Annotated in this window: 10 protein-coding genes and 1 pseudogene; 7 read left to right on the top strand and 4 right to left on the bottom strand. The window is 69.9% G+C overall.

The window, feature by feature from the left end; translation table 11 throughout:
* Positions 1-17: 17 nt before the first annotated feature.
* The 3 genes from speB to argJ all read left to right on the top strand — a co-directional run bounded on the left by speB (position 18) and on the right by argJ (position 3,286).
* On the top strand, positions 18-962 hold the full coding sequence (speB, locus tag HUT19_RS39920; protein ID WP_176186037.1) for an agmatinase: 945 nt from the start codon (positions 18-20) through the stop codon (positions 960-962).
* A 14-nt stretch (positions 963-976) separates the two neighbouring features.
* A complete protein-coding gene (gene cs1, locus HUT19_RS39925; protein ID WP_176186039.1) occupies positions 977-1,951 on the top strand; it encodes a clavaminate synthase Cs1 in 975 nt (324 codons plus the stop codon).
* A gap of 153 nt (positions 1,952-2,104) precedes the next feature.
* Complete coding sequence (gene argJ, locus HUT19_RS39930; RefSeq protein WP_176186041.1) at positions 2,105-3,286, top strand: bifunctional glutamate N-acetyltransferase/amino-acid acetyltransferase ArgJ; 1,182 nt, start codon at positions 2,105-2,107, stop codon at positions 3,284-3,286.
* Here the strand turns inward: argJ and HUT19_RS39935 are convergent.
* Together HUT19_RS39935 and HUT19_RS39940 are read right to left on the bottom strand one after the other, a co-directional pair.
* Positions 3,274-4,281, bottom strand: a complete 1,008-nt coding sequence (locus HUT19_RS39935; RefSeq protein WP_176186044.1) for an alpha/beta fold hydrolase — start codon at positions 4,279-4,281, stop codon at positions 3,274-3,276. The genes argJ and HUT19_RS39935 overlap by 13 nt on opposite strands.
* Before the next feature lie 132 nt (positions 4,282-4,413).
* Entirely contained in the window at positions 4,414-5,598 is a 1,185-nt protein-coding gene (locus HUT19_RS39940; protein WP_176186046.1) for an LLM class flavin-dependent oxidoreductase, read from the bottom strand.
* Between HUT19_RS39940 and HUT19_RS39945 the strand changes: the two are divergent.
* A pseudogene (locus HUT19_RS39945) lies at positions 5,588-6,540 on the top strand (transposase). The gene HUT19_RS39940 and the pseudogene HUT19_RS39945 overlap by 11 nt on opposite strands.
* A gap of 237 nt (positions 6,541-6,777) precedes the next feature.
* Entirely contained in the window at positions 6,778-8,142 is a 1,365-nt protein-coding gene (locus tag HUT19_RS39950) for an aspartate aminotransferase family protein (protein ID WP_176186048.1), read from the top strand.
* 1,242 nt (positions 8,143-9,384) lie between these two features.
* Here HUT19_RS39950 and HUT19_RS39955 read toward each other — a convergent pair.
* A complete protein-coding gene (locus HUT19_RS39955) occupies positions 9,385-9,984 on the bottom strand; it encodes a hypothetical protein (RefSeq protein WP_176186050.1) in 600 nt (199 codons plus the stop codon).
* Positions 9,985-10,224: 240 nt separating this feature from the next.
* Between HUT19_RS39955 and HUT19_RS39960 the strand changes: the two genes are divergently transcribed.
* Positions 10,225-10,395, top strand: coding sequence for a hypothetical protein (locus HUT19_RS39960; RefSeq protein WP_176186053.1), 171 nt, complete (start codon positions 10,225-10,227; stop codon positions 10,393-10,395).
* A gap of 261 nt (positions 10,396-10,656) precedes the next feature.
* Here HUT19_RS39960 and HUT19_RS39965 read toward each other — a convergent pair whose 3' ends face one another.
* Positions 10,657-11,046 carry an STAS domain-containing protein gene (locus HUT19_RS39965; protein WP_176186055.1) on the bottom strand — a complete coding sequence of 130 codons (390 nt, stop codon included), beginning with the start codon at positions 11,044-11,046 and terminating at the stop codon, positions 10,657-10,659.
* 176 nt (positions 11,047-11,222) lie between these two features.
* Here HUT19_RS39965 and HUT19_RS39970 point away from each other — a divergent pair, with 176 nt between their 5' ends.
* The gene (locus HUT19_RS39970) at positions 11,223-11,663 is read left to right on the top strand and encodes a pyridoxamine 5'-phosphate oxidase family protein (protein ID WP_176186057.1); all 441 of its coding nucleotides are present in this window, start codon (positions 11,223-11,225) and stop codon (positions 11,661-11,663) included.
* Positions 11,664-11,790 lie beyond the last annotated feature (127 nt).

Raw genomic sequence — 11,790 nt, forward strand, 5'->3', positions numbered from 1 at the left:
CGAGGAGCAACCAGGGCGTGGAACGTATCGACATCACCGTCTCCCCCCGCTACGCGCAGATCCCCACCTTCATGCGGCTGCCGCACGATCCCGCCCCGCGCGGGCGGGACGTCGTGGTCATCGGCGCCCCGTACGACGGCGGCACCAGCTACCGGCCGGGGGCGCGCTTCGGACCCCGCGCCATCCGCAACGAGTCCGGGCTGATCCACGGCGTGGGCATCGACCGCGGACCGGGCACCTTCGCCCTGATCAGCTGCGTCGACGCCGGCGACATCGACCTGACCCCGTTCAACATGCACATCGCGATGGACACCGCTCAGCGACGGCTGGGCGAACTGCTGGTCGACAACGCGGCGTTCCTTATGCTCGGTGGCGACCACTCGCTGACCCTCGCCGCGTTGCGAGCCGTCTCCGCGAAGCACGGGCGTCTGGCCGTACTCCATCTCGATGCGCACAGTGACACCAACCCCGCCTTCTACGGCGGTGAATACCACCATGGCACGCCTTTCCGTCACGCCATCGAGGAGAAGCTGATCGATCCGCAGCGGATGGTGCAGATCGGCATCCGGGGGCATAACCCGGAGCCCGATGCGCTCGACTACGCCCGCGGGCATGGCGTGCGCATCATCACCGCCGACGACTTCGCCGACCTCGGCAAAGACGCCACCACCCGACTGGTCCGGGACATCGTCGGCGACACCCCGCTTTACGTGTCGGTGGACATCGACGTCGTGGACCCGGCCTTTGCCCCCGGCACCGGGACCCCGGCCCCCGGCGGCCCCGCCTCCCGGGAGGTCCTGGCCCTGCTGCGCGGCGTCGGGGACCTCCAGCCGGTCGGATTCGACGTCATGGAAGTGTCGCCGCTCTACGACCACGGCGGCATCACCTCGGTCCTGGCCACCGAGATCGGCGCGGAACTCCTTTACCAGTACGCCCGCGCCCACAACCAAGAGCACACCTAGGAAAGGAAGATACCGTGACAGTTGTGGACTGCACCGCACGCGCCGGTGAGCTGCGCGCACTCACCGCGCGGCTGCCGCAGCCCCCCCGCGCGGACCTGTACGCCTTCCTGGACTCCGCGCAGAACGCGGCCGCCGCGCTCCCCGACGCCCTGGCAACCGCAGTGGACACCTTCAACGCCGAGGGCTGCCGGGACGGCTACCTGCTGCTGCGCGGTCTCCCGGTGGAGGACGACTCGGCCCTGCCGCCCACGCCGACCAGCACCCCGGCTCCCGTGGACCGTCCTCTGCTGACCATGGAGGCCATGCTCGGCATAGTCGGCCGCCGCCTGGGCCTGCACACCGGCTACCAGGAGCTGCGCTCGGCCACCGTCTACCACGACGTGTACCCCTCCCCGAACGCCCACCACCTGTCCTCCGAGACCTCGGAGACGCTGCTGGAGTTCCACACGGAGATGGCCTACCACCTTCGCCAGCCCAACTACGTGATGCTGGCCTGTTCCCGGGCTGATCACGAGAACAAGGCAGCCACCCTGGTCGCCTCGGTCCGCAAGGCCCTGCCGCTGCTCTCCACCGAGGTACGCGAGCGACTCCACGAACGGAAGATGCCGTGTTGCGTGGACGTGGCCTTCCGCGGAGGCGTAGCGGACCCGGGGGCTATCGCCCAAGTCAAGCCGCTGTACGGAGACCCCAAGGATCCGTACCTCGGGTACGACCGCGAGCTGCTCAGCCCCTGCGACCCCAAGGACGTGGCGGCGGTCGCCATGCTGTCGAAGGCGCTCGACGAGGTCACCGAGGCGGTGTACCTGACGCCCGGTGACGTGCTGATCGTCGACAACTTCCGCACCACGCACGCCCGCACCCCGTTCACCCCCCGCTGGGACGGCCGGGACCGATGGCTGCACCGCGTCTACATCCGCACCGACCGCAACGGGCAGCTCTCCGGAGGGGAGCGCGCGGGCGACGTGGTGGCCTTCACCCCGCGCGGCTGACCCGCAGCAACGCGCCGGACCCGCGCGCGAAGGACTGGAAATCCCCCGCCGCGAGGCTCCGTTGCGCAACGCCGGCGCCGGAGTGCACGAGCATGGTATGGATCAATGGAACGGCGCTTCGCCGCACCCTCGCCACCCAGGAGACGAACAGGCATGACGGACAGCGAAACCTACGAACCGCGGGGGTTCTCGGTGCACACCGCGCCGGTGGGCCTCCGGGACGACGGACGGGACGACTTCACCGTCCTGCTCTCCACCGCACCGGCCACGGTGAGCGCGGTCTTCACCCGCTCCCGTTTCGCGGGGCCCAGCGTGCGGCTCAGCCGTGCCGCCGCCGCCGACCACCGTGCCCGAGGTGTGGTGGTGCTCGCCCGCAACGCCAACGTCGCCACCGGTGCCGAGGGCGAGCGCAACGCCCGCGAGGTGCGCGCCTTGGTGGCCCGGGCGTCCGGGCTATCGGACGAGGAGCTGCTGATCGCCTCCACCGGCGTCATCGGCCACCAGTACCCGATGCCGGCCCTCCGCGACCACCTGAAGACGCTGGCCGTACCGTTTCCCGAGGGTGGTTTCGACCGGGCAGCCCGGGCCATCATGACCACTGACACCCGGCCCAAGCATGCTTTCCGGCGGATCGGCAACGCCACCTTGGTCGGGATCGCCAAGGGGGTCGGGATGATGGAGCCCGACATGGCCACGCTGCTCACCTTCTTCGCTACCGACGCCCGGCTGGACCCGGCGGAACAGGACCGCGTATTCCGCCGGGTGATGGACCGTACGTTCAACGCCGTCAGCATCGACACCGACACGTCCACCAGCGACAGCGCGGCGCTGTTCGCCAACGGCCTGGCGGGCGAGGTGGACCCGGTTGCCTTCGAGGAGGCCCTGTACGAGGTGGCGCTGACGCTGGTGAAGGGCATCGCCCGGGACGGCGAGGGCGCGGGCAAGCTGATCGAGGTCCGGGTCCACGGGGCGCGGGACGACGCGCAGGCCAAACGGGTCGGCAAGGCCGTAGTCAACTCCCCGCTGGTGAAGACCGCGGTGCACGGCGGCGACCCCAACTGGGGCCGGGTCGCCATGGCGATCGGCAAGTGCTCCGGCGACACCGACATCGAGCAGGAGAAGGTGGTCATCCGCTTCGGCGAGGTAGCCGTCTACCCACCTGCCCGGCAGGGTGCGCGGAGCGAGGAGGGGGTGCGGGCCGCCGTCGCCACCGAACTGGCCGGCAGCGAGGTGGTCATCGGCATCGACCTCGGCATCGCGGACGGTGCGTTCACCGTGTACGGCTGCGACCTGACCGAGGGCTACGTGCGGCTCAACGCGGACTACTCGACCTGATCGGCCCGCACCGTCGCAGGCCAGCGGGCCAGGAGCCGACGCAGTTCGCCACCGACGAACTCCCGGTCGGCGGCGTCCGCGCCGGCTCCCGCGAGGTGCCCCCACACGCCCGGGACCACCTTCAGCGCAGCGCGGGGGAGCACACCCGCGACCCGCTCCTCGTCCGCGACGGCGAAGCACTGGTCCAAGGCGCCGGGCAGCAGCACCGCCTCGGCCGTGACCGAGGCCAGTGCGGCGTCCGCGCTGCCGCCGAACCCGGGGGTCGCGCCCACATCGGCGCTCTCCCAGGTGCGCACCATGGCCAGCAGGTCCGCGGTGGCCGGGCCGGCCACGAAGAACTCCTCCCAGAAGTTGGTGAGGTACTCCTCCCTGGTGGCGAACCCCAGCTCCTGGTACGCCCGTTGGGCCCAGAAGGGGTGCGAGGCCCCCCATCCGGCGAAGACCCGCCCGGCGGCCCGTCGTCCCCGCTCCGCGCCGCCGTCGGAGGCCAGCGCGGCGGCCAGACCGGCCAGGAAGACCTGGTTGTGCTCGCTGGTCACCGGGGAGCCGCAGATCGGCGCGATCCGGCGGACTATCCGCGGGTGGGACACCGCCCACTGGTAGGTGTGTGCTGCGCCCATCGACCAGCCGGTGACCAGGGCCAGCTCCCGGACGCCCAACTGCTCGGTCAGCAGCCGGTGCTGCGCGGCGACGTTGTCCTGCGGGGTGATCAGCGGGAAGTCCGCCCCCGAAGGATGGTTGCTGGGCGAGCTGGAGACCCCGTTGCCGAACAGCCCCACGGTGATGACGCAGTACCGGCTGGTGTCCAGCGGTCGGCCCTTGCCGATCAGCCAGTCGTAGCCGGTGTGGTCACCGCCGAAGAACGACGGGCACAGCACGGCGTTGGCGCCGTCCGCGTCCAGCGTCCCGTGCACGGCGTAGCCGATCCTGGCGTCGGTGAGGAGCTCGCCGCTGAGCAGCGGCAGCGCGTCGAGGTCGAAAACGCGGTGGTCCACCGCGGCCCTCCTTGATGGTGTGGCTGTCCGGTGTGGCCGGCTGCCGTGGAGGAGCCGCCCGTCCTCGTACCAGCGGCCCCTCGGTACCGGCTCCGTACACATGCCTCCGTGAGCGGATGAACCGAGCTTCCCTCAGAGCCAGTTGGGGGCGATCTCGGTGGACCACAGCTCCAGGCTGCGCATCTGCACGTCGTGCGGGATCAGCCCGGAGTACTGGCACTGCAGCAGGTACTCCGGGTCGTGCTGCTCCACCAGCTTCTCGATCTTGCGGTTGATGTCGTCCGGGGTGCCGACCCACTCCAGGCCCCGGTCGACCAGCGTCCCGTAGTCCGAACCGATCGGCCCGGATTCCCCGACGTTCCGCAGCGCCTCGGTGAAGCCCATGGGGCCGAACCAGTTCTCGAAGATGAAACCGCCGCCGCGGGCCGCCCAGTGGTGGGCCTCATCGGCGTCCCGGGACACCAAGACATCCTTCATCACACCCACCCGCTCGCCGCGCCGCAGCGTGCCGTGCCCGGCCGCCTCGGCCTCCTCCTGGTAGAGGTCCATCAGGCGGCGGACGACTCGGTCGTCGGTGTTCATCACGATCGGCACCACGCCCTCCCGGGCACAAAACCGGAAGGTGTCCTCGCTGAAGCTGAACGGCTGAAACACCGGAGGGTGCGGCCGCTGGTACGGCTTGGGGGCGATGCCCACCTCCTGGACCGTGCCGTTGTCGTCCAGCCCGCGGCCGTACCGGCGCACCGCCTCATAGGGGAACTCCAGGTCCTTCACCGGGATCGTCCACCGGGCGCCGGAGTGCGAGAAGGTCTCGGTCGTCCACGCCTTCTTGACGATCTCCCAGTGCTCCTCGAAGAGCGCGCGATTGCGTCGGTCGTTCTCACCGGCGTCGGAGAGCGTGCCGCCCACGCCGTACGTCTGGCCCATGACCTCGGCCCAGCGCTTCTGGAAACCCCGCGCGATGCCGACGAAGGCGCGGCCGCGGGTCATGTGGTCGAGCATCGCCAGGTCCTCGGCGAGCCGCAGCGGATTGTGGAAGGGCAGGACGTTGGCCATCTGACCGACTCGGATGTGCTGGGTCTGCATGGCCAGATACAGACCCAGCATGATCGGATTGTTGGAGACCTCGAAGCCCTCGACGTGGAAGTGGTGCTCGGTGAAGGACAGACCCCAGTAGCCTAGTTCGTCGGCCGCCTGCGCCTGACGGGTGAGCTGCCGGAGCATGTTCTGGTAGTTCTGCGGGTTGACGCCCGACATGCCGCGCAGGATCTGGGCATGGCTGCCGACCGTGGGCAGATAGAAGAGGATGGACTTCACTGTGGTCCTGCCTTTCGAGATCTGGGCCGGAGTTGACATCGGCAAGGAACGCCACCACTGCGTGGTGATCAAGGCGGACGGTGAACGGCTGGCCCGCATCCGACGTGATATCGGCCTGCTGCGTCGCGGCGATGAGATCGCCGTCGACCTGCGCCCCCGGCGCCCGGACGTGGCCTTCGACCGCACCGTCAGATCAACCGTCTGCGTGCTCAGCTGCTGGGGGTCTTCTCCGCGTTGGAGCGGTCGCTGGATCTGGTCAACAAGGGTCCGGTGATGCTGCTGACCGGCTACCAGATCCCGGCCGCGATCCGACGCGCAGGCGTGAAGCGGATCGAGACCTGGTTGAAGAACCGCAAGGTCCGCGGCGCCGCCGCGCTCTCGAAGCGGGCAGTGGAGGCCGTCCAGGCCCAGCACACCGCGCTTCCTGGCGAGAAGCCGGCCGCCGCCATGGTGGCTCGCCTCGCGAAGGGGGTGATGGCCCTCGATGAGGAGATCGCTGAACTCGACGCCACGATAGAGGCCATGTTTCACGAGCATCCGCACGCCGAGATGATCCGCAGTCTGCCCGGCATGGGCCCCAGGCTCGGCGCTGGGTTCCTTGCCGCGACCGGCGGCGACGTGGACGCCTTCGGAAGCGCCGACCGCCTGGCCGGCTTCGCCGGCCTGGCCCACAGACCCCGCGACTCCGGCCGCGTCAGCGGCAACCTGCGCAGACCCAAGCGATACCACCGAGGACTGCTGCGGAGCATGTACCTTTCGGCGTTGATCAGCATCACTGCATGCCCCGACTCCGAGGCGTGCTACCAGCGCAAGCGGAGCGAGGGCAAGGGACACAAGCAGGCCCTGCTCGCCCTTGCCCGGCGCCGGCTCAATGTCCTGTGGGCGATGATCCGTGACGGACAGTGCTACCAAGGTTCACCTCCCGTCACAGTGGCGGCTTGACATCACGATTGGGAAGTCCTTTCGGTTCGCAGCGCCGACGCGTAACTGTGCGCCGAAGGCGTCTCGACCGTCTCACCGCACTCTTGACATCCATTTGATGGGGCGTCTGTCGGGCGGCCCCGTCCAACCGGTACCTGCCGGGCCGGAGTCGGCCCGGGTGCAGCGGAACATCCAGCGGGCAACAAGCCTTCGCAGAGATCCTCGGAACGCACCATCACCGTTCCTAAGGAGCCCGCCTTGACCTCAGCACCCTCCACCCCGCCGGGTGCGCCCGGCACCGAGCTCGCCGCCGCGGACCGTGCCACGCTCATCCATCCCACGCTGGCCGCGCACCGCACGGACCGGACCGTGCTGGTTTCCGGTTCCGGCAGCCGGGTCCGGGACGCCCGCGGTCGGGAGTACCTGGACGCGTCAGCGGCGCTGAGCGTGATCCAAGTGGGCCACGGGCGCCAGGAGCTCGCGCAGGCAGCAGCGGAGCAGATGACCCGTCTCGGCTACTTCCACACCTGGGGCACCGTCAGTAACGACCGCGCGGTGGAGCTGGCCGCCCGGCTGGTCCGACTGAGCCCGGAGCCGCTGTGCCGGGTGTACTTCACCAGTGGCGGCGCCGAGGGCAACGAGATCGCGCTGCGGATGGCCCGTCTCTACCACCACCGGCGCGGCGAGCCGCAGCGGACCTGGATCCTCTCCCGTCAGACGGCTTACCACGGCATCGGCTACGGCAGCGGCGGAGTCTCCGGATTCCCGGTCTACCACGAGGGGTTCGGGCCCTCGCTGCCGGACGTCCACTTCCTGACCCCACCGCACCCGTACCGCCGGGAGCTGTTCGCCGGCGCCGACGTGACCGACTTCTGTCTGGCCGAACTGCGCGAGACCATCGAACGGATCGGACCGGAGCGGATCGCCGCGATGATCGGCGAACCGGCCATGGCTGTTGCCGGCGCGGTCGTTCCGCCCGCCGACTACTGGCCGCGGGTAGCCGACCTGCTGCGCTCCTACGGCGTCCTGCTGATCTCCGACGAGGTGATCACGGCCTACGGGCGCACCGGGCACTGGTTCGCCGCGGAGCACTTCGGCGTGGTTCCCGACATCATGGTCACCGCCAAGGGCATCACCTCCGGTTACGTGCCGCACGGCGCCGTCCTCACGACTGAGGAGGTCGCGGCCGAGGTGACCGGCGACCACGGCTTTCCCATCGGCTACACCTACACCGGGCATCCGACGGCCTGTGCTGTGGCGCTGGCCAATCTCGACATCATCGATCGCGAGGGGCTGGTGGCCAACGCCACCGCGATCGGCGACTACCTGGGGTCGCGGCTGGCGGAGCTGGCCGGGCTGCCGGTCGTCGGGGAGGTCCGGCAGCTCGGCCTGATGCTGGCCGTGGAGCTGGTGACCGACCAGCAGAGCCGGCGACTGCTGACGGGCGGCACCGTCGCGCTGGCGGACGCGTTGCAGGAGCAGGCCGGGATCCTGCTGCGCACCACCCCGTACGCACTCCTGATCAATCCGCCGCTGGTCTTCACCCGCGAGGACGCGGACGAACTCGTGGACGGGCTCCGTTCCGTGCTCAGCCGCACCGGCCCGGACGGGCAGGTGCACTGACCGCACCGGCACGGACGCACGGTGTGCGGCCGGACGTCAAACGGTTCTGCAAGCGTGCGCCAAGGCCGGCGGGGCGGCCTCGCGGAGCTGTTCCGGGGTGCGAGGCGAACGCTGGCCGCCGCTCTGGAGGCAGAAGGCAACGCCCATATGGCCGAGTTGGCCGATCAGCGCGACCGGACCGGCCGCCGTTCGGTGGTTCGCGACGGCTGTCGCCGGGCGTGAGAGGTGACCACGGCCGCCGGCCCGGTCGAGGCGAGGCCCCGCGGGTCAATGACCGCCGCGTCGACGAGTCCACCGGCGAGCGCAAGCGGTTCTCTTCGGTGGTCTCCCTCAGCCTTCGGTCAGCACGAAACCCGCTGGCGGCCGATCTTGCCTCCACGGGGACCTATCGGCTACCACCACGTCACCACGACCCGGCTCGCGTCGCCCCCGAGGCCGGAGGAACCTGGAGCCGATACGCCCCCGGTAACCACAGACGGTCGCCGACCGGCTGGGCCCCGCGGAGAACGGGAGACAGTTGATCTGCCGGCTCATCAGGGACCGACACCGTGAGATCCGGACCGGAACTCCCTTCGGGGCACCGACGGAACTCGGTGACCAGGACGATGCATCCTTGCATGCTGATCGTATCCACGCTGTCGGATCATTTCCCGCCGCACGCGGCGGTTCACGCTGTCGAGCTGCGCCGCCTCGCGGCGAGCTCGCTGGCACCGAGCCGGAGTTTCGTCAGTGTCCCCCTTCGCGATCCAGGATCTCGGCTCCACCAACGGCATCGTGCTGGACAAGCAGCATGCCACCCGCAGTACGCTCCCCGAACGCGCAGAAGGAGCCCTTGCGTCCCCAACTGGTGTCCCAGGCCACGATGTTGGGAGGGCTGCCCGCGCGGTGTTCCAGGCACGCCTGCAGACGAAGGGAACGCCGTATGGAGGAGAGTAACCCGAGCCGCTGGTGGAGGCACCTGACCCGTCAGAACAGGTCGCGCACGGAGAAAACGGATCACCTGCGGAAATGGGCTGGCCAGCAAGGACGGAGTGTCCCGGGGGAGTTCCTACGGGGCGCGGCATACAAGGTCGGCAGTGGCGCAGTGACCCTGCTCGTCCTGTGGTGGGAGACCCGCCACTGACACTCGAGGGCGGACCCACCACTTGGCGGGCCCGCTTCATGTTGCACGTCAGTACAGACGCTGACGCCCCCGGCAACCACACACGGTCACCGAGGTCGCTCGCGCATGGACTCTGAGGGTCAAGTGGTCTTGTGGCTCCATTGGGGCCCGACCACGGTCCACTCCGTGTCCCACTGGTGGATGCGCCGACGGTCGAGCCACCACCGCCCAGCGCTCCCGATCCCGATCACCAAGCCGCTCAGGGCGAGGGCGGCGGAGGCACCAAGGAGTCCCGCCTCGGCGGCCGCCTTGGCGGGCGTCGGCGGCTGTGTACTCAGCTTCCCCTGGGCGTCGATCCAGATTCTGACCGTGGAGCCGGCCTCTTTCCCGGTTGCCACCACCGTCATGCCGTTGCGCGTGGAGCCGTCGGAGTTAGTCCAGCGGACCCTTGCCGAGGAAAGGTCTCTGTCCAGCCCCGACATCGCGGGACGCGGGACGTCATCGAGCAGAACGGCGCGGACGGGGGTCCGGTCGGCCCGCTGCTGGGCGAAGACCCGGTCGGCGGCGTGGGCCGTCACCACACCGGCCGCCGTGCCACCCACCGCGATGAGCCCCCATACGGCCAGCAGGAGCCATGCCTCGAGGATGTCGTCACGTCGCCGGATCGGGTTGTTCCGCCATCGCCACAGCGGCACCCTCGTTCGCCTGCGCTTCCCGTTGGCGGGCTTGCCCTCGTGCATCTCTCCGCACCTCCTCGTCGTCACACACCCGAAGATGACAGCCACAGCCTTGCCGTGGCATGGGCCGATCAGGCGGAAGTGGAGGGCCGATCGGGACCATGGAAGCCGCGTACCCCAACCGAGCCGACCCGACCGGGTAGTGGAGAGCCGCCGATGGGTGCACCCGGGCCCGGACGACTTCAGCGACATCGGCATACCGCAAGCGGCGCTGTGCCGCAGGACGCACACGAGAAACTGCCGATGCGAGACTTCACCGCACAACGGCACTCCCAGTGGCTCCCCGCCCAGCCTTTCGACTCCTATCCCGTGTTGGCCCCGCTGACCACCGAGCACGACCGGCCCAGCGACAGGCTGCGCGCCGGACAGGCGTTGGAGCACCTTCTGTTGGTGGCCACGGCGCACGGCCTGTGAGCCTCCCTGCTGCGCCAGCCGAGGGAGTGGCCCGACCGGCGCCGCGACGTGAGCCCGTGCCGCATCTCACCGGGCATGTGCAGATGCTGATTCGCCTCGGGTACGGCCCGCAGGGCCCCGGCCACTGCGCGACATACGCCGGATCCGGTGTGGTGACGCTCGACGACCAAGCCTTCGGGGTAGCCATGGGCCTGGAGCCACGGCCACCCGAAGGCTTGGCGGCCGGCCCTCCACCCCATGCGGGTCGCGCCTGCGGCCTTGTCAGCCCGCTGCGGCGGTGAAGGCCCCGGCGGGCACAGCGGACACGGCTTCGGGCAGGCGCTCACAGATCTCGAACACGCCATCCAGTCCCGCACCGCTCAGAATTCGAAGGAATTGGCTGCTGTCAGTGACGAGGCGCAGCCGACCGTGCCGTTCCATGAGCCTGTTCCGTGCCCGGCACAACACCCGCAGCCCGGTGCAGTCGATGAAGGACACGGCGCGAAGGTCCACCACGAGGTCGGAGAGGACGGCGGCCGTCAACTCGTCCAGGCGTGCCTCAAGGGGCGGTGCCGTGAGGATGTCGATCTCACCGCGCAGCTCCACGACGGTCGTCCTGCCGACGGCACGGTCGGTGCGGCGGGGTGCGGACGTGATGAGCGTTTTGACCATGGCCAGAGGAAACCCGGGCCGATGGGCGCGCCGGAAGGGCCGTTCGGCCCCGCTTCGCCGCAACGATTCCTCGGGCCGCTCTCCGCCCGGGGCGGGACCCGTGGCCCTCACCCGCGGCCGCCGACGGGCTCAGCATGGAGTGTGATTCCCCGACCGGGTGAAAGACGGGCTGACTCATGTACCCGAACGATGGTATGCGCGAACTTGGTTGTCACGAGTGCCTGCGCCTGCTGGCGACGGCGCCCATCGGCCGGATCGTCCACACGCGCCAGGCACTGCCCGCGGTCGTGCCGGTCAACTTCGGTCTGGACAACGATGGAGCGGTGCTGCTGCGCACCTCTGCGGGCTCCGAGCTGGCCCGCGCGGTCGACGGCGCGGTCGTCGACTTCGAGGCGGACGCAGTCGACGCGGACACGCACTCCGGCTGGAGCGTCGTCGTCACGGACCGGGCCGAGATCGTGACGGATCCGGCTGAGGCGGCGCGCCTGGAGCGGATCGGCCCGCGCTCCTGGGCTCCGTTGCCCGAGGAGGTCTTCGTCCGCATCGAGCCAGAACTGGTCACCGGGCGTGAACTCGTCGGGGGGCGGACCATGTACGGCCTGGACCTCTCCGCCTGACCGCTGCGCATCACCTGCTCGCGCCCTGGTCCGAACGGCCCAATGGCGGGGGCCGGACGGCGTGGCGAGGGGTTCCCGCAGGACCCTGCCCCGGGCCGGGGCACGCGAGGAGCATCGTCAGCGGAGT

Source organism: Streptomyces sp. NA02950 (assembly GCF_013364155.1).
Lineage (GTDB): Bacteria > Actinomycetota > Actinomycetes > Streptomycetales > Streptomycetaceae > Streptomyces.

What these genes read in the sequence shown, in the direction of transcription:
- HUT19_RS39955 (WP_176186050.1), bottom strand. Translation starts at nt 9,984, where the DNA reads ATGCACGAGGGCAAGCCCGCCAACGGGAAGCGCAGGCGAACGAGGGTG.
- HUT19_RS39970 (WP_176186057.1), top strand. Translation starts at nt 11,223, where the DNA reads ATGTACCCGAACGATGGTATGCGCGAACTTGGTTGTCACGAGTGCCTG.
- HUT19_RS39965 (WP_176186055.1), bottom strand. Translation starts at nt 11,046, where the DNA reads ATGGTCAAAACGCTCATCACGTCCGCACCCCGCCGCACCGACCGTGCC.
- HUT19_RS39960 (WP_176186053.1), top strand. Translation starts at nt 10,225, where the DNA reads ATGCGAGACTTCACCGCACAACGGCACTCCCAGTGGCTCCCCGCCCAG.
- argJ (WP_176186041.1), top strand. Translation starts at nt 2,105, where the DNA reads ATGACGGACAGCGAAACCTACGAACCGCGGGGGTTCTCGGTGCACACC.